The following is a 19665-nucleotide window of genomic DNA, read 5'->3' as shown; positions in this document are numbered from 1 at the left end:
CGCGAATGGTAACCACCCTGTCACGCATCGATGATTATTTATGATATGACAAACCTGGATAACATGGATCGCACAGACGATGGTAGCATGACCCACGCAGTATGATCCCATCCAACTAGGGGAGACAATGACAGACAACAACGACGACAAACGAGTCGAAACCGACGGTGGTCTCACGGAGGACGACATTCACACGACCGCCGAAGTCGGAGAGCAGTATCGTGCGACGGTGTACCGTGACATCGACTACGAATCGCTCGAGGTCGCACCCGAAACGAGCGAGTATCCCGACACCGACGGCAAGTGGGGCTTCCGGAAGTACGACATGCCGAAGGTCCCGAAGGTATCCCACCTCGTCGGGCCGAGCGCCATCATGCTCGGTGCGTCGCTCGGGAGCGGGGAGACGATGTTCTGGCCGACGCTGGTCGCCCAGAACGGCTGGGGCCTGTACTGGGCCTTCTGGGTCGGGGTGATCACCCAGTTCTTCATCAACACGGAGATTCAGCGCTGGACCATCGCCACCGGGGAGAGCATCTTCCGGGCGTTCGACCGGATGAACGGCATCTGGCCGTGGTTCTTCCTCGTCGCCGGCTTCTTCCACGTCGGGTGGCCCGGCTGGGCGGCCGGCGCATCCGAAGTGTTCGCCGTCTGGACCGGCGTCGTCCCGCGGCAGGACTGGGCGATCATCGGCGTCGCCACGATGGTCCTGATCTGGCTCAGTTACCAGGCTGGCCCGATCCTGTACAACGCCATCGAGAAGGCCCAACTGGCGCTGATGTTCATCGCCATCTTCGGCGCGGTGATCCTGGCGTTCATCGCCGGTTCGGTCAGTCAGTTCGCGAACGTGCCCGGCGGCGCGGTCAACTTCGGCGCGCTGCCACAGAACATGGACATCGCGACGTTCCTCGGTGGCCTCGCCTACGCGGGTGCCGGCGGGTACATCAACCTCGCACAGGGCATCTGGGCCCGTGAGAAGGGGTACGGCATGGGTACCTACCAGGGCCGCATCAAGAACCCGCTCCGCGGATCCGAGCCCGAAGAGGTCCACGGCGGCTTCACCTTCGAGCCGACCGAGAAGAACCTCCTCCGCTGGAAGCAGTGGTGGAAGGTCACCCAGCAGGAGCACTTCCTGACGTTCGTCGTCGGCCTGCTCGTCGTCGCGACGGTCGCGATGACCATCTCCGCCCAGTACGCGGCCGGAACCGATCAGGGCGCGATCAACATGTGGCTCGACGTGATCATCCCGCAGCTCGGCGGCGTGCAGACGCAGTTGATGTACGCCGTGATCTTCATCGCCCTGTTCAGCACGCAGTACGCCATCCTCGAGGCGTTCGTCCGCAACAGCGTGGACATCATCTTCGAGGGGTACGGGCGGTCGGCCGGCTGGGACCTCTCGCGGGTCTTCCTCGGCCTGCTCACGCTCTTCACGCTGTGGGGCATCCTCATCATCGTCGCCCAGTTCCAGCAGCCGTGGATCCTGCTGGTCATCGGTGCCGCCATCGCCGGTGCGATGATGTGGCCGTACAACGCGCTGGTCACCATCCTCAACACGACGCGACTGCCCGAACACACCCAGCCCGGCTGGGGTCGCATCGTCGCGATGTGGTGGGCGACCGGCTTCTTCGGGTACTTCACCATCCTGCTGATCGGTGGCGTGCTCAACTCGCCGGACGCCTACGGGCTCAGCTTCCCGATGTTCGAGACGACCGTCGGCGTCGTCGGCAGCGCACCGGGTGGCTACGCGCTGTGGGTCTTCGCACTCGTCGTGCAGATCTACACGATGTACCGCTCGGCGACCGCGAAGATGAACGCCTCCGGCACCGTCGAGGGGGCGGACACCGCTCGCGGCTTCCTGTCGTAACGCGACTTCCGACCAACCGTTTTTATTTATCGGCGCCGTCAACGGGACGGTATGGCATCCCAAACGCAGTCGCGGGACCGTGCTTTCGGGACCCTCATGCGACTTCTGGTCACCTACCGGCTGTTCGTCTACCTCGGTGGGCTGATCGCCATCGGGATCCCGCTCCTCCTGCAGCGGGCCTACGGGATGGAGCTCTCGCCGGGCGCGCGCACCGCCATCGTGGTGGCGAGCCTCGCCTTGATGATCGTCACCTACGTCGCCGAACGACGGGTCGGGCGGGACCACCTCGACGAGCGAACGGGGGAGTCGCGGGAGTCGTACTCCCTCCGACTGCGCGCCTCCGTCGCGACGGCCGTCGTCGGCCTCGCCGTCGGCATCTACGCCATCATGGAGATCAGTACCGCGACCGGCGCGCTCTTTATCCTCGGAGCGTTCCTGTTCGCGTACATGGGTTACCGCACCGAAGGGGGCGACGGCCGTGGCGTCTGAGGCCGACGAGGTCGACCCCGAGGAGTTCGAGGACCTCCCGTCGACCGACATCGAGACGGAACTGCACGTCCACTTCGGGATGGCCGGCTCGTTCCCGTTGCGGCTCGCGGACCTGTTTTTCGCGTCCGACGGTCTCCACATCGTCGAGTACAGTTACATCACGCCCATGTTCGGGCTGGGAACGAAGAAACACCGCCGCGAGGCGGGGGCGATGCAGGACGTGTACGACGTCCACGGGCTCGACGAGGTGTTGCTGCAGGCCGACAGCGTCTACTGGCTGCACTACGACGCCATCGACCGGGTCGTCCTCCACCGCGGCGGCCTGCTCGGACGGCCGAAGATCACGGTCTATCCGAGCGACGAGACGGCGCGGTCCCACGCCTTCCGTCTCCACGAGAACGACGACGCCGACGCCCTCGCTGCGGACCTCCGCGACGTGGCGGCCGACCGTCCGTTCGACGTCGTCGTCGAGTCGGGGACCGGGTTCGACCCCCGCGAGAACGTCGAACGCTTCTTCGGTTGAGCCGGGCGTTCAGGCGAGTTCTCGGGCGCGGAGCCAGGCGTGGGCCAGCGCCGCGAGTCCCACGCCGACGACGTAGAGGGCGATCAGCGTCACCGACAGGGCCGCCCGCGTGGCGTCGGAGCGGGCCGCTCGCCGCCGGTCGGCGAGCGCGCCGCAGCGGTCGACGAGGCGGCGGACGGCGGCGGTCGCGGCGGCGTCCGGATGCCGGCCGAGCGTCGCCGCGATGGGGGGGCTGATCGTCTCGTAGGTGCGAAGGAGGCAACGCCCCACCAGGGTCGGTGCCATCACCTCGGCGCGGAAGCCCCGCAGGGAGTCGAGGGTTGGTCCCTCCCCCGCGGCCGCGGTGGTGACAAAGCAGTTCGAGTGGTGTTGGGTGATCTCGGCCCGGTGGAGGTCCGACTTCCGGTAGCGGGTCGTCTCGTCGGCCGGGAACTCGGGGTCCGGCGAGACGAGGTACTCGGTCTCCGTGTGACGGAGGTACACCTCCTCGTGGTCGATCTCCTTGCCCGACTGGGTCACCACGTGGAGGTGTTTCTCGCGGCCGTCGCCGACGCCGACTTCCGAGGGGGAGCGGTCGTCGCCATCGCCGTCGGTCCCCCCCGTCTCCGACCCGTCGTCAGTGCTCATACCGTCACACGAGCGGGCAGGGTTATGAGCGTTGTCCGACCGGGCGGCGACTTTTTGCTGTTCGAACCCCTATCGTGCCCGTGTCCCGGTCGTACAACGTCCTTCTCAGTGTCCTGCTCTTTCGGACGATCATCGTCGCCGCGGTGGTGCTCGTCCTGAAGTTCATCTACGAGGGGGTCTTCATGCAGGCGGGGATGTTGCTGCTCGCCATCTCGTTTTTCGCGTATCTGTCGTTCACCGAGGCGCGGTTGCTGGAGTGACCGATCCCTCGTACGGTTTATTGTACGTCAGTACCGGTGGTTCGCCGAGATGACTCGCCGAACCACCGGTAAACAGTTACAATACTCCGTATCAGTCGGCGTGTTGGTGACAGGCGTCGGCGATCCGGTCCAGGTCGACGTCCGCACCGCTGTCGATCGAGACGAACGCGCCCGAGAACTCCCCTCTGGCGTAGTGGATACAGACCGCCCGCTCGAAGCGATGCATCGTACAGTGCCAGCGGCCCACCTGAAACAGGTGCTCCAGATACTCCCGTCCGAGTTCCTGTAACACCAGTTCGTCGTGGATGCGCTCGATGACGGTTTCCTTCTCGGCGACGTCCGGCCGCTCGTAGGTGATCTCGATGCCGTCACGGTCGTATCGGGCGACCGCGCGCAGGGCGGGGCCGGCGACTTCCTCCAGCCGTTCGACTAGCGGGGACGACATGTCGTCCGGAATCTACCACCCGACGAACATGAAGGTGGTGGGTCGGTCCCGGGGGTAGGGAGGGCGCCTACAGGTAGCCGTTCTCGACGAGGAGTTCGCCGTTCAGCACGCTCGCGCCGGCGGCGCCGCGGACGGTGTTGTGTGCGAGGCAGTTGAACTTGACGCCGCGGCCCGTGGACTGGATGCCGCCGACGCAGATCTGCATGCCCTGCCCGCGCATCCGGTCCATCCGGGGCTGGGGTCGCTCGGGGTCGTCGAAGACGTGAATGAGCTGGTTGGGGGCGCTCGGGAGGTCGACGCCGGGGAACTCCCGCATCGCGTCCGCCACCTCGCTCGGTTCGGGGTCCGCCGACAGGTCGACGAAGGCGTTCTCCAGGTGGCCGTCGAGGGTCGGGACCCGGTTGCAGGAGGCCGCGACGTCGACGTCGTGCCAGGAGAGTTCCGCGCCGTCGAACTCGCCCAGGAGCTTCCGGCTCTCGGTCTCCATCTTGTCCTCCTCCCCGCCGATGTGCGGGAGGACGTTGTCGATGATCTCCATCGAGGTGACCCCGGAGTAGCCGGCGCCGGAGACGGCCTGCAGCGTGGAGACGTCGACGCGTTCGAGGCCGAACTCGTCGAGGGCGGCGAGCGGCGGGATCATCGTGATGGTCGAGCAGTTCGGGTTCTTCACGATGGCGCCGTCCCAGCCGCGTTCGTCGCGCTGCACCTCGATCAGGTCGAGGTGGTCCGGGTTGATCTCCGGAATCGTCAGCGGCACGTCGTCCGCGAGGCGGTCGTTCGAGGAGTTCGAGGAGATGACGTAGCCGTCGCGAGCGAAGTCCTCCTCGACGTCGACGGCGACGCTCGACGGCAGCGACGAGAAGAGCAGATCCACGTCGTCGGGCACCGCGTCCGGCGTCGTCTCGCGGACGGTCATCTCGGCGACGTCGACGGGGATGGGGGCGTCGACCCGCCACTTCGCCGCGGTCCGGTAGGGCTCGCCCGCGCTGTCCTCGCTGGCGGTGAGCGCCGCGAGTTCGAACGTCGGGTGGCCGTCGAGTAGTTGGATGAATCGCTGTCCCACCGCGCCGGTCGCTCCGAGAATGCCGACTCGTACTGACATAGGTGTCCGTGCGGGTCACTCACATAAGGCGGTTTGGATTCGGCGCCGACCCCGGTGACCCCTCGAATCGACCGTTCGGTCGATTTTCCCCGATTCCCGGCGGAGAAACCGTCGGTTCGTCCCCGAACCTCCGGATTCGGTTCCGAACCGGAACGGAGCCGTCGCCCGCGGGGACCGGTCGGATGACCGATACACTAACGGGGCAATCGCCTGTAAGGGGGCACATGTTCCGCAAGGTTCTCGTCGCCAACCGGGGCGAGATCGCGGTGCGAGTGATGCGTGCCTGTGAGGAGTTGGGCGTTCGGACGGTCGCGGTCTACAGCGAGGCCGACAAGCACGCCGGTCACGTCCGGTACGCCGACGAGGCGTACAACGTCGGCCCGGCGCGAGCGGCGGACTCGTATCTCGACCAGGAGGCGGTGCTGGAGGCGGCCCGCAAGGCCGACGCCGACGCCATCCACCCCGGCTACGGGTTCATGGCGGAGAACGCGGCGTTCGCGGCGCGGGTCGTCGAGAGCGAGTGTACGTGGATCGGGCCGCCGCCCGAGGCCATGGAGCGCCTCGGCGAGAAGACGAAGGCCCGGCGGGTGATGGACGCGGCCGGCGTGCCGGTCGTGCCCGGGACGACCGACCCGATCGAGGACCCCGCCGAGGTCGCGGCGTTCGCCGAGGAACACGGCTACCCGGTCGCGATCAAGGCCGAAGGCGGCGGCGGCGGCCGCGGGATGAAGATCGTCGAACACGAAGGCGAGATCGAAGAGCAGTTCGAGGCGGCCAAACGCGAGGGGGAGGCGTACTTCGACAACGACTCCGTCTACCTGGAGCGGTATCTCGACGCCCCGCGACACATCGAGGTGCAGATCGTCGCCGACCACCACGGCAACGTCCGCCACCTCGGCGAGCGGGACTGCTCGCTCCAGCGTCGCCACCAGAAGGTCATCGAGGAGGGGCCGAGCCCGGCGCTCTCGGACGACCTCCGCGAGCGGATCGGCGAGGCGGCCCGCCGCGGCATCGCCGACACCGACTACACGAACGCCGGCACCGTCGAGTTCCTCGTCGAGGACGGCGAGTTCTACTTCCTCGAGGTCAACACCCGCATCCAAGTCGAACACCCCGTCACCGAGATGATCACGGGCATCGACATCGTCAAGGAACAGATCCGGGTCGCCGCCGGCAACGAGATCAGCTTCGAACAGGAGGACGTGGAGGTCGATGGCCACGCCATCGAGTTCCGCATCAACGCCGAGAACGCGGCCAACGACTTCGCGCCCGCGACGGGGCGGCTCTCGACGTACGATCCCGCCGGAGGGATCGGCGTCCGCATCGACGACGCCGTGCGCCAGGGCGACGAGATCGGCGGCGACTACGACTCCATGATCGCGAAGCTGATCGTCCACGCCGGCGACCGCGAGGAGTGTCTCGCACGCTCCGAGCGCGCCCTCCGCGAGTTCGACGTCGAGGGGTTCCACACCGTCATCCCGTTCCACCGGCTGATGGTGACCGACGAGCGGTTCACCGCGGGCACCCACACGACGAACTACCTCGACGAGGAACTCGACCCCGAGCGGATCGACCGCGCCGTCGAGCGCTGGGGGCCGGACGACGACGCCGAGGAGGAGACCGACGAGGAGGTGAGCGAACGCGAGTTCACCGTCGAGGTCAACGGCAAGCGCTTCGAGGTGAACCTCGAGGAGCGAGGGGCGCCGTCGATCCCGACCGGCGGCGGGAGCGGCGGCGGTGGCGGGATGGACCGCCCCGACGCCGCCACCGGCGACGACGGCGGCGGGGCGGTCGCCACCGGCGAGGGCGAGCGCATCGACGCCGAGATGCAGGGCACCATCCTCTCGGTCGAGGTCGCGGCTGGCGACGAGGTCGCGGCCGGCGACGTGGTGCTCGTCCTCGAAGCGATGAAGATGGAGAACGACGTCGTCGCCGAGAGCGGCGGCACGGTCGCCGAGGTGCTGGTGAGCGAGGGCGAGAGCGTCGACATGGGTGATCCGCTGGTCGTCCTCGAATGAGCGACACGCGCCGTCGCCTGCTCGACGCCCTGGCCGCGGCCGACGGCCCGGTGTCGGGCCCGGAACTCGCCGACCGCCTCGGCGTCTCGCGGGCGGCGGTCTGGAAACAGGTGGAGGCGCTCCGGGAGGCCGGGTTCGACGTGGCGAGCGACGCCGCGGGCTACGCCGTCCGCGGCGTCCCCGACTACGGCGCCGACGCCATCGCCTACGGCCTCGACGCCCCCTACGCCGTCGAGTATCACGACCGGCTGCCCAGCACGAACGACCGGGCGCGCGAACTCGCCGTCGAAGGGGCGACCGACCACGTGGTCGTCGCGGGCGAGCAGACCGGCGGCCGTGGCCGCCTCGACCGGCCGTGGTCCTCGCCGCCAGGCGGCGTCTACGCGAGCCTCCTCGTCCGGCCGGATCGCCCCCCTGCTCACGTTCCGGTCTTCACTCTCGCCGCGGCCGTCGCGGTCACTCGCGCCTGTCGCGAGGCGGGCGTCGACGCGGTCATCAAGTGGCCCAACGACGTGTTGCTCGCGGAGTCGGAGCGGAAGCTCGCGGGCGTCCTCACCGAGATGGAGGGCGAGGCCGACCGGGTGTCGTGGCTGATCGTCGGCGTCGGCGCGAACGTCGACGTGGCCGCCGAGGCGTTACCGGAGACGGCGACGAGCGTCCGCGCGGCCGGCGGCGTGGCGGACCGCCGGCGCTTCTGCCAGCGGGTGATCGAGGCGTTCCACGGCCTCGATCCGGAGGCGACGCTGCCCGCCTGGCGCGACCACGCCGTCACCCTCGGTCGCGAGGTGCGCGTCGAGACGCCCGGTGGCGTCGTCGAGGGCGAGGCCGTCGACGTGGAGTTTCCCGGGGCGCTGGTCGTGCGGACCGACGACGGCGACCGGGTCGTCCACGCGGGGGACTGCGAGCACCTTCGGCCCGCCTAAGGTTCGACCGGGACGGTCGTCACCGGGATCGAGGACGCGCGGATGACGGACTCCGCGACGCTCCCGAGGAGGAGGCGGTCGATGCCACCCCGGCCGTGGGTGCCCATCACCACGAGATCGCAGTCCTCGTCCTCGGCGTAGTTGACGATTTCGCGGCTGGGCTTGCCCTCGACCACCGCCGTCCGGACGGGGACTGCGGGATCGTCGCCCTCGCCCATCTCGGTCGCGATCTCGCGGACCCGCGCGACGGCCGCCTCCGCGTCCTCGCGGAGCAGGCTGTCGACGCTCTCCCACGAGGACTCCATCGCCAGCCCCGCGTAGGCGTCCGCGTTGAGGACGTAGAGCCCGTGGACGGTCGCGCCGTGAATCGTCGCCACCTCGACGGCGTGTTCGATGGCCCGCTCCACGCCGTCGGAGCCGTCGGTCGGAACGAGGATGCGTTCGTACGCGACCATGTGTATCAGTACCATGCCTCGCTACATAACTCTTGACACCGTGGGACGCTCCGGACCGCGACGTCGCTCACCCCTCCCCGCTCCGTCGCGCCATGTTGATGTTGACCTCGATCAGGTTCGCCGTCCTCGTCACCAGCCGTGGGATCTCCTCGTGGTACCGCTCCTCCTGCATCCGGCTCGTCGGTCCCGAGACGCTCAGGGCTCCCAGCACCTCCCCGTCCGGCCCCCGGATCGGCGCGCCGACGACGCGTAACCCCGCGACCTGTTCCTCGTCGTTGAACGCGTAGCCCCGCTCCCGGATCTCGGCCAGTTCGTCCCTGAGGCGGCCGCGGTCGGTGATCGTCTGTTCCGTCCGTTTCGTCAGGCCGTGATTGTCGACGATCCGCGAGACCCGCCTCTCGGGAAGGTGGGCGAGGATCGCCTTCCCTGCCGCCGTGTAGTGGAGATCGAACGTCTCCTGCTGTAGCCGGGCCTGGAACGCCTCGCCGATGGCGTCGTCGCCCTGCGTCTCGTAGACGATGATCCCCTGGCCGAACTGTTCGACGACCAGTTGGGCGTACTCCCCGGTCTGGGCCGCGATCTCCTCCAGTTCCTCGCGGCCGTGTTCGTAGAGGGTGTTCTCCTGGCGCACCTGTTCGCCGAACAGGATGTGTTTGCCACTCAGACGGTACTCCTTCCCGTCCTTGACGACGAACTCGTGTTCCCTGAGGGTCGTGAGCTGGTTGTACGTCGTCGTCTCCGAGAGATCGAGCCGCTCCGCGAGGTCGGCGGCCGTCGTCCCGCCAGTCTCCTTGAGCACGTCGAGAACGTCGAGGGTGGTCGCGGCCGTTTTCAGCAGCCGAGACGGCTCGTCGCTGTCGAGGGGGGTGGACATACGCCTCCCTAGGCGTGTTCTCTGTGTTAGTCGTTTGCATGGGGGTTCCGGGCCGGTGTCGGGACTCTCTCCCTGCGAGGCCGCTGTCGACATGTGCCACGCCCGTCGCCGTCGCGGAATCGTCCGACGTCGGCGGGATTCCGGCGCGCGTCGCGCGAATCCGGGCGACTCGGCCGCGCTCTCGGCTCCGGAATTGTGACAATCTAATCTCCAGATTTCGAGGGGTAGAGGAGCCACAGATTGATAATTTCGGAACCACGCCGGTCGGTATGGACGTCAGTGTCGAGCGGCTCCGAGACGATATCGAATCGACCGCCGAGTTCGGCGCCATCGACGTCGAGACGGGACGTGGCCGGTCGGTGTTCACCGGGAGCGAGGCCGACGAGCGGACCCGGAACTACCTCGTGTCCCGACTCGACGAGGCGGGGCTGACTACCTCCGTCGACGCGGTCGGGAACATCGTCGGCCGATGGACCCCGGAGAGCGCCGATCCGGCCGCCCCACCAGTGGCCGCGGGGAGCCACCTCGATTCCGTCCCCGAGGGCGGCATCTTCGACGGGCCGCTCGGCGTCTACGCCGGCCTCGAAGCGGTCCGCGCGATGCAGGAATGTGACCTCCGTCCGAACCGACCCATCGACGTGGTGTGTTTCACCGAAGAGGAAGGGACGCGCTTCGACACGCCGTTGCTCGGCTCGAAGGTCGCGTCGGGGACGCTCCCCGTGGACGAGGCCCTCGATCTGACCGACGACCGGGGGGAACGGCTGGCGGATGCGCTCTCGGGGATCGGATACCATGGAGAGGACCGACTGGCGGCCGAGGAGTGGGACGCGTGGCTCGAACTCCACATCGAACAGGGGACCCGCCTCGAGGATCGGGACGTCCCGGTCGGTGTCGTCACCTCGATAACGGGGATCACGCACTGTCGTGTCGAGATCAGCGGTGAGGCAAACCACGCGGGGACGACGCCGATGGGTGGCCGACGGGACGCCCTCCTCGGCGCCGCCGAGTTCGCCCTCGACGTCGAGGACGCGGCTACCGAACTCGTCGAGACGGCGAGCGACACGGCGGTCGCGACGGTCGGCAGGACCGACGTCTCCCCGAACGGGACGAACGTCGTCCCCGGACACGTCGAACTCGGACTCGATATCCGCGACGTCGACGCCTCGTCGATGGCGTATCTGGTGCGCCGAGCGCGGGAGAGCCTCGCCCGGATCGAGCGGGAACGCGGCGTCGAGACGAGCCTGGATCGGTACGTCGACATCCAGCCGGTCGCGATGTCCGACCGGTGTCGGGACGCGATTCACGCCGCCGGCGAGCACACCGACGTCGGGACCGTCGACCTGCATTCGGGCGCCGGCCACGACACGATGGAAGTGGCGCGCGTGACCGACGCCGGCTTGCTCTTCGCCCCGTCCCGGGACGGCATCTCTCACAATCCCCGGGAGTGGACGGAGTGGGCGGACTGTGCTCGGGCGACCCGCGTCCTCGCGGCCGGACTCGCCCGCCTCGCGACGTCGTAGCCGTCCGGCGGAGCGACGCTCGCGAACGTTCCGCATTATGTAAAATTCTCTCAGACATTTTGTCAGATGTCGGATTTCGAGGAGACTTAGATGAATTCGAATCTTCGACGAAACGGGTAATAATATTGTATTCAAAGAAACTACTCGAAAATAGGGCTACAATACAAATTTCTATCGGGTATTAAGACGAGATTATAAATTTCTCATATCAAACATTAATAAGGTATATACGTCGAGCTACGTCACGGGATTGTGTACCATGGCACTGTTATCGACGATGACCTGGGTCTACCTCGCGATCGGATTGTTACTGGTGTTGACGGGGCTCCTGATCGCCCCGTACTTCGGCGTGTACGGAACGAGATCGCCGCCGAGCATCGAGGATACGGGAACCGAGGAGTCCGCGCTCGCGGACGAGCAATCCACCACCAACTGAGGCAGAGATCATGGCACTACCCTGGATCAACATCGGCATCGTCCTCGCGCTCGGACTGGTGTTCATCGCTGCCGGCTGGTACTTCTCGCGGCGTGTCGAGGACGCCGACGAGTACATCGTCGGGAGCGGGAAACTGGGAGTCGCGTTCGGGATGACCTCGCTGCTCGCGTTCTGGATTACGGGGAACACGATGCTGGCTGCCCCGGAGAGCGCGTACAACTTCGGTATCACCGGCGCCCTCGGCTACGCGCTCATCGGCGGCAGCGGCGTGGTGCTCTTTGGCTTCCTCTCGAAGCGCATCCACCAGGTGATCCCTCACGGCAAGTCGGTTGGGGATTACTACGGCACCCGCTACGACGGCAAGAACTACTTCCTGTTCATCGCACTGCTGATTATCTACGTCCTCGGATTGATCGTGACACAGGGCATCGGTGGGGGCGTCCTCCTCGAACAGATATTCGACATCCCGTATATGGTTTCGGTCGTCCTCACCTTCGCCGTCGTGATCACCTACTCGTACTTCGGGGGGTTCCGGAGCGTCGCCGGCGTCGCGTACTTTCAGGTCCTGTTGATCCTCGTCGTCGCCATCGTCGTCCCGCCACTCGTCTACTTCAAGGTGGGGTTCACCCCCGTCTATCAGGGGATGCTCGAAACGACGCCGTCGAGTCTGAACCTCACCAACCAGGCCGCACTCCTGTTCATGTTCGGCGGGGCATTCTTCGGGATTGGCGAGGTGTTCATGGACAACACCTTCTGGCAGCGGGCGTACGCGATCCGCCAGGAGGATGTCCTCAAGACGTTCATGATGAGCGGCATCGGCTGGGCACTCGTACCGCTCGCGGTCGCGAGCCTCGCGTTCGTCGCCCTGGCGTTCGGCCGGGAGCCCGAACAGATCAATCAGGTCGCACCGCTGGTCGCGCAGGTGTACGGCGGCCAGTTCGCCGGCTGGCTGTTCCTGGTCGCCGTTTGGAGCGCCCTCGCTTCGACGACGGCCGCGAGCATCAACGCCCTGGCGACGCTCTTGATGCACGACCTCCTCCCGCGAGTCAAGGAGGACGTCTCGGGCGACGAGAGCCTCCAGTACGGCAAGTACCTGACCGTCGTCGTCGGCGTTCTCGGACTCCTGCTCAGCCTCCCGAAGATCCTGACGATGCTCCAGATGCTGATCTTCCTGGGAGTGATCAACGCGGCCTTCATCTTCCCGATCGTCCTCGGTCTCTGGTCGGAGAAGACGAACCCGAACGGCGTGTTCGTGGCCGCAATCGTCGCGATCGCGGGCGGATACGCGGTCTACTTCACCGTCGGGAACCTCCAGGGGATCATCGCCAGCGGGTGGCTGTCGTTCCTGATCACCGCCGGCAGCACGGTCGTCTGGCCGCGCGAGTTCGACTGGCGAAAGCTTCAGTTGGCCGGGCGTTCGGCGTCCGAGGGGGGTGACTGACGGATGGTTCCGATTCCCCTCACGGTCAGCAGGAGTTCTTCGTCGCAGTCGTCGGACTGGGAATCGCGGGTGCAGTCGTCGTGAGCATCATCATCATCGCGTACACGATCCGAGAGTTCAGAGCCAAGGAGATCTGGTAACACATGACGTACTCCATCTGTGCGACACAGGACGGCGTACACGGCGTCGCCATCGCAACCAAGGCCCCGGCGGTCGGCTCGCTGGCCCCGTTTCTCTCGCCGAACGGGGTAGTGAGCACGCAGTCGCTCGTCAGCGTCCCGCTCGGCGTGAAGGCGACCCGCCTCATGGACGAGGGAGCGAGCGTTGACGACGCCGTCGGGACGCTCGTCGCGAAAGACGAGGACGCGGCGGTCCGACAGGTACACGGCGTCGATCGGTGGGGGAACACGGTCACCTTCTCCGGTGACGACTGTGTCGACTGGTACGGCTCCCGCGAGCGGGACGACTTCACCGTCGCGGGCAACATGCTGGTGGGTGAACGGGTCGTCGACGCCGTCGCGACGGCATTCGCGGATACCGACCCCGAACGGCCGCTCGCCGAACGGCTGCTCGCGGCCCTCCGTGCCGGCGAGGAGGCCGGCGGCGACAAGCGCGGTGACCACGCACAGAGCGCGGCGCTCAAAGTCTACCACCCGGAGACGCCGGCGCTGCAGGACGACCTCAGGGTCGACGATCACGAGGATCCCGTCTCGGAACTCGAACGGATCTACGACGTGGCGAAAGCCGACAACGAGGAGTGGCAGGCGGAGTTCCCGGAGGCCGTGCTCCAGCGAACCCTGGAGTAGCCGGGAGCGGATCGCCTACAGCACGACCCGGTCCACGTCGGCCACGCCGGCCCGGCGGACCACCGCCCGAACCGGGTCGCGGGCGCCGGCGAGGTTATCGGAGTCGCCGTCGAGGACGAGCAGTTTCGCCGGTCGTCCCACCTCGATCAGGCCGCAGTCGAGGCCGACGAGGTCGGCGCCGTTGACCGTCGCCATCCGCAACACGTCGCGGGCGTCGACGCCCCCGACCTTCGCGGCGAACTCCATCTCGCGGAACATCGAGGGGCTGTTGAGCATGACGTTGTCCGTCCCCAGCGCGACGGTCGTCCGGTCGAGGAGGTCGGCGATGGGGGGCGTGCCGACGCCGGTGACGAGGTTCGAGCGCGGGCAGACGACGACCGGAACCGACCCGTGTTCGATCCGGTCGAGGTGGTGCGGTTCCGGGTGGACGACGTGGACGAGGAAGGTCGGATCGAGGTCGAGTGCGGGGTCGATGTCGGCCGCGTCGCGCTCGCCGGCGTGGATGCCGAACGGTTTGCCGGCCTCGCGGGTCGCGGCGCGTTCGGCGGTGAAGTCGGCGTCGCGGGCGCCGCTCGCCCCGAACCCGTCCGCCTCGTGCATCGCGGCGACCGTCTCCCGGCCGAGGACGACGGCCTCGACGTCGAGGCCGTCCATCGCCTCCCGTATCGCATGGACGCCGTCGACGCCGCCTTCCCGGAACTCGACGGTCGCCGCCGTCCCCGCTCGCTGCATGAAGCGGAGCGACCGGCGCATTGCCGCGACTTTCTCCGCGTCGGTGGCCGCCCGGAGGAGGCGGTGTTTGAGGCCGTCCGGCGGCGCCACGAGTTCGTCGAGCGACAGGCCGGCGCCGGCCTCCTTGGCGATGGAGTCGCCGATGTGCGTGTGGGCGTTGACGAACGCCGGACAGACGACCGCGTCACTCTCGGTCTCTCCCTCCTCCACGGCGACGACGTCGCCGTCCTCGACGACCACCCGGCCCTCGACCGGTTCGAACTCGCGACCGCGGAGGACGGTCCCCTCGATCTGCATACCTCGACTGGGGCGTGCGTGGCCCTTGAAGCTACCCGAACTCGTCGAGCGTGGCGTCGAGTCCGCGGCGCACCTCCGAGACGAGGGCGCCGTCGATGTCGAGACCGAGCGTCCGGGCCGCCGTCCGGCCCACGCGGTCGACGGCGCCGGGTGGGGCGTAGACGCCGAGTCGCCACTGGTTGCGGCCGGCGGTCCGGAGCGCGGACACCAGCGGCGACTGCCGGTCGAGCCGTCGGATCTCGCCGTTGACGACGACCCGGGACGACGACTCCCGCATCTCCGGCGGCGGCGGGACGTCGATGACGACGGCGTCGGGGTCTACGTCCGCCGCGGTCGCCACCTCGCGTTCGAGGTCACCGATGCGGTCGTGATCCGCCTCCAGCAGCGACTCGGGCACGTCGTCGAGTTCGGCCCACACCGCCCGCTTGTAGAGGTCGCGGGTCGAGAGGCGGTCGGCCAGGTCGGCGGTGGCGTCCGTCCGGCGGAGCGCGACCAGCAGGTCGGCGTCGTCCCACCGACGCACCGTCTCGGCGTCGTAGCCGGCGTCCTCGATCAGCCGTTCGGTCGCCCGCCGGAGCATCGCCTTGCCGATGCGGGCGACGTGGTGTTGGTACACCGTCGGGTTCATCAGTGCCCGGGCGAGGAGCAGGCTCTCCGCGGTCTGGACGTTCCCCTCCGCGATGACGAGTTCGTCGTCCTGGAATGTGAGCTCCCGAACCAGTCGCCCGTGGTCGATGGTGCCGTACGGCACACCCGTGTGGTGGGCGTCGCGGACGAGGTAGTCCATCCGGTCGACGTCGAGCTCGCCCGAGACGAGCTGGCCGTACCGCCCCTCGCCGGCCACGAGGTCCGCGACGGCGTCCGGATCGAGGTCGTGTTCCCGGAGGACGGCGCCCACCCGTCCGCCCGCGATGAGGTCGGCCACGTCGTCGTGGAGCTTCCCCGTGTGGCGATAGAGGAGTCGCTCGACGTTGTGGCTGAAGGGGGGATGGCCCACGTCGTGCAGGAGGGCGGCGGCGCGGACGCGTTCGGCGGTCGTCCCCGCGACGCCGAGGTGATCGAGCGCCTCCGAGGCGAGGTGGTAGACGCCGAGGCTGTGCTCGAAGCGGGTGTGGTTGGCCGACGGGTAGACGAGCGAGACGGTTCCGAGCTGGCGGATCCGCCGGAGTCGCTGCATCGCCGGCGTGTCGAGGAGCGCCTCGGCGACGCCCGTCACCTCGATGTGGTCGTGAACGCTGTCCTTGATCGTCGCCATGGTGACACCTTCGGCGGCATCGACCATATACTCCCGGCCGTAGCTCTATGGTCGCCGGCGCCGACGTGAGGGTATGACGACCGTCGCGATACTCGTCTACGATGGCTTCGACGAACTGGACGCGGTGGGGCCCTTCGAGGCCTTCGAGATGGCGGCCGACGAGGGCGCGCCACTCGACGCGTCGCTCGTGACCCTCGACGAGCAGCCGACGGTGAGGGCGGCCCACGGCCTCCGGATCGACCCGGACGGCACCCTCTCACTCGCCCAGCCGCCGGACCTGCTCGTCGTCCCGGGCGGCGGGTGGAACGACCGGCGGCCCGAGGGCGCGTGGGCGGAGGCGGAACGGGGCACCCTCCCCGACGCGCTGGCCCGGGTCCACGACGCGGGCGGGACGCTCGCGGCGGTCTGCACCGGCGGCATGCTCCTCGCCCGTGCCGGTCTCCTCGACGGCCGGCCGGCGGTCACCCACCGTGGCGCCCTCGACGACCTGCGGGCGACGGACGCCGACGTGGTCGACGCGCGCGTCGTCGACGACGGCGACGTGCTGACCGCGGGGGGCATCACGTCGGGGCTGGACCTGGCGCTCCACCTGATCGAGCGGTTCGTGGACGCGGAGACGGCCGGGAGAGTGGCGGAGGGACTGGAGTACGACCGTCGAGGCGAGGTGTGGGTGTCGTGAGGGAGTGGGTCGGTGCGCGTCGACGGTCGGTGGACCGTCGAGGCGAGGTGTGGGTGTCGTGAGGAGGTGGGTCGGTGGGCGTCGACGGTCGGTGGACCGTCGAGGCGAGGTGTGGGTGTCGTGAGGGGTGAGTCGGTGAGGGAGCGATAGCGGCCGACCGATCCGTTCCGTCCGCACGATCCGTCGTGTGACGTGTTATCGTACGTTTCCTCAAAGCTTAACAGCGTCCCGATACATCGTCTGTGTGGAGGTTATTCCAATGAGCTACGAACTCGACCCACTCCCGTACGATTACGACGCGCTGGAGCCGCACATCTCGGAGCAGGTGCTGACGTGGCACCACGACACCCACCACCAGGGCTACGTGAACGGCTGGAACAGCGCCGAGGAGACGCTCGAGGAGAACCGCGAGGACGGCGACTTCGGGTCCTCGGCGGGTGCCATCCGGAACGTCACCCACAACGGCTGTGGCCACATCCTCCACGACCTGTTCTGGCAGAACATGTCGCCGGAGGGTGGCGACGAGCCGAGCGGTGACCTCGCCGACCGCATCGAGGAGGACTTCGGCTCCTACGAGGCCTGGAAGGGCGAGTTCGAGGCCGCCGCGAGCGCCGCCGGCGGCTGGGCGCTGCTGGTGTACGACAGCTTCTCCAACCAGCTTCGCAACGTCGTGGTCGACAAGCACGACCAGGGCGCGCTCTGGGGCAGCCACCCCATCCTCGCGCTCGACGTCTGGGAGCACTCCTACTACCACGACTACGGCCCGGCCCGCGGCGACTTCGTCGACAACTTCTTCCAGGTCGTCGACTGGGAGGAGCCGAGCGCGCGCTACGAGCAGGCCGTCGAGCTGTTCGAGTAGCCGAGATCGTCGCAGGGCCGCGGAGAGCGGCTCCAGCCCGACAGATCGCACGATTTTTTCGCACCCGACCCGCAGCCGGTAGCGTTTACCGTGCGACTCGCCCTATCCACGGGCATGCCCAGACCGAAGGACGCGTTCGAGGGGATCTACCCCTGCGAGTTCTACACGCCCGAGGAGTTGCTCGACCCCGAGCAGATGTACACGATCGACGAAATCGCCCGCCTGTTGCAGGGGCTGGACCCCGACGCCGACGTCGACGAGGGGACGGAGGCCGTCCTCGTCGACTGGGCGGTGCCCTGGGTGATGACGAACGCCGACGACCTCGTGATCGGCGAACCGCCGACCGAGGACGACCCCGGCTACTACGGCCTGCGGACCGACGAGTAGCTACAGCCGCGCCGCCTGTCGCGCGCGCTCTATCGTCGCGTAGGCGCCGTCCGTGACGCTCGGGCCGTGGCCCGGATGGAGCGCCGCGAGGTCGGGACCGACCGTCTCCAAGAGCAGGTCGATGCTCCGGACCAGGGCGTCCCGATCCCCCTCCTCCAGGTCCGTCCGCCCGAAGGCGCCGTTCGCGAACACCAGATCGCCAGCGAAACAGACCGTCGTCGCCGGCGCGTACAGGCAGACGTGGTCGTCCTTGTGGCCCGGCGTGTGGAGGACGGTGAACTCGTCGTCGCCGAGTCGGACCGCGTCGCGGAGTTCGTTGTCGACGGCTGGCTGTGTGGGATCGTACCCCCACGTCTCGACGCCGAACGCCTCGCGGACGGCGTCGACGTTGCCCACGTGGTCGCGGTGGGTGTGGGTGAGGACGACGGCGTCGAGGCCGTCGGTCCGGGCCTCGAGTTCGCTCACGACGTCGAAGTTGGCGCCGGCGTCGACGAGGACCGTCCGGTCGCCGTGGACGAGGAAGACGTTGCTGGTGAAGGCCTCCACCCCGGCCGCCAGGTTCTCGATGTCGGTCATCGCTCGCCCCTTCCGTCTCCGGGGGCTTGACGCTGCCCCTCCAACAGTACGTTTAGGTTGTGGGGGCTCCCCCACGAAGGCATGGAGGTCCAACTGCTCGAAGCGACGCCCGATCCGGAGCGCGTGATCTGTACGGCGGCGCGAAACGACTACCTCTCGGAGTTCGTGGGCGACATCTCGTTCGCGGAGGCGATGGAGGGCATCGAGGGGGAGACGGAGGAGGAGAAACGGCGGACGCTGATCGGTCACCTGCTGGATCACGGCCACTTCGGGCCGTTCGAACACCCCCAGGCGACCTTCGCGATCAAGGGCGTCAGCCGGTCCTGTATGGCCCAGATCACGCGCCACCGCCACGTCAGCTTCGACGTCCAGAGCATGCGGTACGTCTCCTTCGACGACGTGGACCCCGCCGAGGTCGAGGAGGGGGCGATGGTGGTGACGCCGCCGTCGGCGACCGACCCGGACTGGATCGGTCGCAACCAGTCGAGCGGGTCCGTCGACGAGGAGACGGTCGCGGAGCGCGAACGCGTCTTCCGGGAGACGGTCCGGAACTCGGTGGAGTCCTACCAGCAACTCCTCGATCTGGGAATGCCGCCCGAGGACGCCCGCTTCGTCCTCCCCATCGGCACCGAGGTCAACATCGTCATGTCGATGAACGCCCGGATGCTGATGCACGTCGCGGACATGCGCGCCGCGGCCGACAGCCAGTGGGAGATCCGCGAGATGACCGAGTCGGTCCTCGACCTGGCCGCCGAGTGGTGTCCCATCACCTTCGAACACTACGAGAAACACATGAAGGGCCGCAAGAACCGCCTCGCGCCGTAGCGGCGACGTGTCGACGCCGCGACTTATTTCCGTCTCCGTGTGGTACTGGGTGCCATGACCGACCGACCGGTCACGACCGGCGAGACGTACGTCGTCGCCATCGAGGAACTGGGGTCCGAGGGGGACGGCGTGGGCTACGTCGAGGAGTTCGCCGTCCTCGTCGACGAGGCGTCGCTGGGCGAGACGGTACGGGTCGAAATCACCGACGTCGGCGAGTCCTACGCCCGCGGCGAGGTTGTCGACGCCGAGTTCGGCTTCACCTGATCCGAACGTCT

General features: G+C 67.8%; 23 protein-coding genes. 15 read left to right on the top strand and 8 right to left on the bottom strand.

The window, feature by feature from the left end; all coding sequences use genetic code 11:
* Positions 1–127: 127 nt before the first annotated feature.
* The 3 genes from NBT67_RS04950 to NBT67_RS04940 are packed head-to-tail and all read left to right on the top strand — an operon-like array spanning position 128 to position 2873.
* Positions 128–1861 carry an Nramp family divalent metal transporter gene (locus NBT67_RS04950; RefSeq protein WP_251343693.1) on the top strand — a complete coding sequence of 578 codons (1734 nt, stop codon included), beginning with the start codon at positions 128–130 and terminating at the stop codon, positions 1859–1861.
* A gap of 51 nt (positions 1862–1912) precedes the next feature.
* Entirely contained in the window at positions 1913–2350 is a 438-nt protein-coding gene (locus NBT67_RS04945) for a hypothetical protein (RefSeq protein ID WP_251343692.1), read from the top strand.
* The gene (locus NBT67_RS04940; RefSeq protein ID WP_251343691.1) at positions 2340–2873 is read left to right on the top strand and encodes a hypothetical protein; all 534 of its coding nucleotides are present in this window, start codon (positions 2340–2342) and stop codon (positions 2871–2873) included. The genes NBT67_RS04945 and NBT67_RS04940 overlap by 11 nt, the downstream gene beginning before the upstream one ends.
* A gap of 9 nt (positions 2874–2882) precedes the next feature.
* Here NBT67_RS04940 and NBT67_RS04935 read toward each other — a convergent pair whose 3' ends face one another.
* Complete coding sequence (locus tag NBT67_RS04935; protein WP_251343690.1) at positions 2883–3500, bottom strand: CFI-box-CTERM domain-containing protein; 618 nt, start codon at positions 3498–3500, stop codon at positions 2883–2885.
* 80 nt (positions 3501–3580) lie between these two features.
* On the opposite strand from NBT67_RS04935, the gene NBT67_RS04930 reads away from it, so the two are divergent.
* Positions 3581–3760 carry a hypothetical protein gene (locus NBT67_RS04930; RefSeq protein ID WP_251343689.1) on the top strand — a complete coding sequence of 60 codons (180 nt, stop codon included), beginning with the start codon at positions 3581–3583 and terminating at the stop codon, positions 3758–3760.
* 91 nt (positions 3761–3851) lie between these two features.
* Here NBT67_RS04930 and NBT67_RS04925 read toward each other — a convergent pair whose 3' ends face one another.
* Both NBT67_RS04925 and asd read right to left on the bottom strand, forming a co-directional pair.
* Positions 3852–4205 carry a DUF7522 family protein gene (locus NBT67_RS04925; RefSeq protein ID WP_251343688.1) on the bottom strand — a complete coding sequence of 118 codons (354 nt, stop codon included), beginning with the start codon at positions 4203–4205 and terminating at the stop codon, positions 3852–3854.
* A 67-nt stretch (positions 4206–4272) separates the two neighbouring features.
* Positions 4273–5307: an aspartate-semialdehyde dehydrogenase gene (asd, locus tag NBT67_RS04920; RefSeq protein WP_251343687.1), complete on the bottom strand. Its 1035-nt coding sequence runs from the start codon at positions 5305–5307 to the stop codon at positions 4273–4275.
* 224 nt (positions 5308–5531) lie between these two features.
* Between asd and NBT67_RS04915 the strand changes: the two genes are divergently transcribed.
* Together NBT67_RS04915 and NBT67_RS04910 are read left to right on the top strand one after the other, a co-directional pair.
* Entirely contained in the window at positions 5532–7325 is a 1794-nt protein-coding gene (locus NBT67_RS04915; protein ID WP_251343686.1) for an acetyl-CoA carboxylase biotin carboxylase subunit, read from the top strand.
* The gene (locus NBT67_RS04910) at positions 7322–8248 is read left to right on the top strand and encodes a biotin--[acetyl-CoA-carboxylase] ligase (protein WP_251343685.1); all 927 of its coding nucleotides are present in this window, start codon (positions 7322–7324) and stop codon (positions 8246–8248) included. Before NBT67_RS04915 ends, NBT67_RS04910 begins: the two co-directional genes overlap by 4 nt.
* Here the strand turns inward: NBT67_RS04910 and NBT67_RS04905 are convergent.
* A complete protein-coding gene (locus NBT67_RS04905) occupies positions 8245–8703 on the bottom strand; it encodes a universal stress protein (RefSeq protein ID WP_251343684.1) in 459 nt (152 codons plus the stop codon). The genes NBT67_RS04910 and NBT67_RS04905 overlap by 4 nt on opposite strands.
* A gap of 67 nt (positions 8704–8770) precedes the next feature.
* Complete coding sequence (locus NBT67_RS04900; RefSeq protein ID WP_251343683.1) at positions 8771–9577, bottom strand: IclR family transcriptional regulator; 807 nt, start codon at positions 9575–9577, stop codon at positions 8771–8773.
* 269 nt (positions 9578–9846) lie between these two features.
* Here NBT67_RS04900 and NBT67_RS04895 point away from each other — a divergent pair, with 269 nt between their 5' ends.
* The 4 genes from NBT67_RS04895 (at position 9847) to NBT67_RS04880 (ending at position 13780) form a co-directional block, all read left to right on the top strand.
* Complete coding sequence (locus NBT67_RS04895) at positions 9847–11097, top strand: M20 family metallo-hydrolase (protein WP_251343682.1); 1251 nt, start codon at positions 9847–9849, stop codon at positions 11095–11097.
* 259 nt (positions 11098–11356) lie between these two features.
* A complete protein-coding gene (locus tag NBT67_RS04890; RefSeq protein WP_251343681.1) occupies positions 11357–11533 on the top strand; it encodes a hypothetical protein in 177 nt (58 codons plus the stop codon).
* A gap of 10 nt (positions 11534–11543) precedes the next feature.
* On the top strand, positions 11544–12974 hold the full coding sequence (locus NBT67_RS04885; protein WP_251343680.1) for a sodium:solute symporter family transporter: 1431 nt from the start codon (positions 11544–11546) through the stop codon (positions 12972–12974).
* A 143-nt stretch (positions 12975–13117) separates the two neighbouring features.
* Positions 13118–13780, top strand: coding sequence for a DUF1028 domain-containing protein (locus tag NBT67_RS04880; protein ID WP_251343679.1), 663 nt, complete (start codon positions 13118–13120; stop codon positions 13778–13780).
* Between the two features lie 15 nt (positions 13781–13795).
* Here NBT67_RS04880 and NBT67_RS04875 read toward each other — a convergent pair whose 3' ends face one another.
* Together NBT67_RS04875 and NBT67_RS04870 are read right to left on the bottom strand one after the other, a co-directional pair.
* A complete protein-coding gene (locus tag NBT67_RS04875; protein WP_251343678.1) occupies positions 13796–14809 on the bottom strand; it encodes an amidohydrolase family protein in 1014 nt (337 codons plus the stop codon).
* Positions 14810–14840: 31 nt separating this feature from the next.
* A complete protein-coding gene (locus tag NBT67_RS04870; protein ID WP_251343677.1) occupies positions 14841–16064 on the bottom strand; it encodes an HD domain-containing protein in 1224 nt (407 codons plus the stop codon).
* Positions 16065–16137: 73 nt separating this feature from the next.
* Between NBT67_RS04870 and NBT67_RS04865 the strand changes: the two genes are divergently transcribed.
* From NBT67_RS04865 to NBT67_RS04855, 3 genes are all read left to right on the top strand, one after another.
* Positions 16138–16743 carry a DJ-1/PfpI family protein gene (locus NBT67_RS04865; protein ID WP_251343676.1) on the top strand — a complete coding sequence of 202 codons (606 nt, stop codon included), beginning with the start codon at positions 16138–16140 and terminating at the stop codon, positions 16741–16743.
* 259 nt (positions 16744–17002) lie between these two features.
* Positions 17003–17602 carry a superoxide dismutase gene (sod, locus tag NBT67_RS04860; RefSeq protein ID WP_251343675.1) on the top strand — a complete coding sequence of 200 codons (600 nt, stop codon included), beginning with the start codon at positions 17003–17005 and terminating at the stop codon, positions 17600–17602.
* Between the two features lie 114 nt (positions 17603–17716).
* Entirely contained in the window at positions 17717–17989 is a 273-nt protein-coding gene (locus NBT67_RS04855) for a DUF5827 family protein (protein WP_251343674.1), read from the top strand.
* On the opposite strand, the gene NBT67_RS04850 is transcribed toward NBT67_RS04855, so the two are convergent.
* Entirely contained in the window at positions 17990–18565 is a 576-nt protein-coding gene (locus tag NBT67_RS04850; protein ID WP_251343673.1) for an MBL fold metallo-hydrolase, read from the bottom strand.
* Positions 18566–18646: 81 nt separating this feature from the next.
* On the opposite strand from NBT67_RS04850, the gene thyX reads away from it, so the two are divergent.
* Together thyX and NBT67_RS04840 are read left to right on the top strand one after the other, a co-directional pair.
* Positions 18647–19390 carry an FAD-dependent thymidylate synthase gene (gene thyX, locus NBT67_RS04845; RefSeq protein ID WP_251343672.1) on the top strand — a complete coding sequence of 248 codons (744 nt, stop codon included), beginning with the start codon at positions 18647–18649 and terminating at the stop codon, positions 19388–19390.
* A 54-nt stretch (positions 19391–19444) separates the two neighbouring features.
* Positions 19445–19654, top strand: a complete 210-nt coding sequence (locus NBT67_RS04840) for a TRAM domain-containing protein (protein WP_251343671.1) — start codon at positions 19445–19447, stop codon at positions 19652–19654.
* Positions 19655–19665: the final 11 nt, after the last annotated feature.

It is taken from the genome of Haloplanus sp. GDY1 (assembly GCF_023703775.1).
GTDB classification, from domain to species: domain Archaea; phylum Halobacteriota; class Halobacteria; order Halobacteriales; family Haloferacaceae; genus Haloplanus; species Haloplanus halophilus.
Note: the sequence above shows the minus strand (reverse complement) of the source record. Positions and strands in the feature narration are given on the sequence as shown.

Coding starts and splice junctions, on each gene's coding strand:
- NBT67_RS04925 (WP_251343688.1), bottom strand. CDS start 4,205: ATGTCGTCCCCGCTAGTCGAACGGCTGGAGGAAGTCGCCGGCCCCGCC.
- NBT67_RS04905 (WP_251343684.1), bottom strand. CDS start 8,703: ATGGTCGCGTACGAACGCATCCTCGTTCCGACCGACGGCTCCGACGGC.
- asd (WP_251343687.1), bottom strand. CDS start 5,307: ATGTCAGTACGAGTCGGCATTCTCGGAGCGACCGGCGCGGTGGGACAG.
- thyX (WP_251343672.1), top strand. CDS start 18,647: ATGGAGGTCCAACTGCTCGAAGCGACGCCCGATCCGGAGCGCGTGATC.
- NBT67_RS04945 (WP_251343692.1), top strand. CDS start 1,913: ATGGCATCCCAAACGCAGTCGCGGGACCGTGCTTTCGGGACCCTCATG.
- NBT67_RS04895 (WP_251343682.1), top strand. CDS start 9,847: ATGGACGTCAGTGTCGAGCGGCTCCGAGACGATATCGAATCGACCGCC.
- NBT67_RS04875 (WP_251343678.1), bottom strand. CDS start 14,809: ATGCAGATCGAGGGGACCGTCCTCCGCGGTCGCGAGTTCGAACCGGTC.
- NBT67_RS04950 (WP_251343693.1), top strand. CDS start 128: ATGACAGACAACAACGACGACAAACGAGTCGAAACCGACGGTGGTCTC.
- NBT67_RS04935 (WP_251343690.1), bottom strand. CDS start 3,500: ATGAGCACTGACGACGGGTCGGAGACGGGGGGGACCGACGGCGATGGC.
- NBT67_RS04840 (WP_251343671.1), top strand. CDS start 19,445: ATGACCGACCGACCGGTCACGACCGGCGAGACGTACGTCGTCGCCATC.
- NBT67_RS04900 (WP_251343683.1), bottom strand. CDS start 9,577: ATGTCCACCCCCCTCGACAGCGACGAGCCGTCTCGGCTGCTGAAAACG.
- NBT67_RS04915 (WP_251343686.1), top strand. CDS start 5,532: ATGTTCCGCAAGGTTCTCGTCGCCAACCGGGGCGAGATCGCGGTGCGA.
- NBT67_RS04850 (WP_251343673.1), bottom strand. CDS start 18,565: ATGACCGACATCGAGAACCTGGCGGCCGGGGTGGAGGCCTTCACCAGC.
- NBT67_RS04910 (WP_251343685.1), top strand. CDS start 7,322: ATGAGCGACACGCGCCGTCGCCTGCTCGACGCCCTGGCCGCGGCCGAC.
- NBT67_RS04885 (WP_251343680.1), top strand. CDS start 11,544: ATGGCACTACCCTGGATCAACATCGGCATCGTCCTCGCGCTCGGACTG.
- NBT67_RS04870 (WP_251343677.1), bottom strand. CDS start 16,064: ATGGCGACGATCAAGGACAGCGTTCACGACCACATCGAGGTGACGGGC.
- sod (WP_251343675.1), top strand. CDS start 17,003: ATGAGCTACGAACTCGACCCACTCCCGTACGATTACGACGCGCTGGAG.
- NBT67_RS04880 (WP_251343679.1), top strand. CDS start 13,118: ATGACGTACTCCATCTGTGCGACACAGGACGGCGTACACGGCGTCGCC.
- NBT67_RS04855 (WP_251343674.1), top strand. CDS start 17,717: ATGCCCAGACCGAAGGACGCGTTCGAGGGGATCTACCCCTGCGAGTTC.
- NBT67_RS04865 (WP_251343676.1), top strand. CDS start 16,138: ATGACGACCGTCGCGATACTCGTCTACGATGGCTTCGACGAACTGGAC.
- NBT67_RS04890 (WP_251343681.1), top strand. CDS start 11,357: ATGGCACTGTTATCGACGATGACCTGGGTCTACCTCGCGATCGGATTG.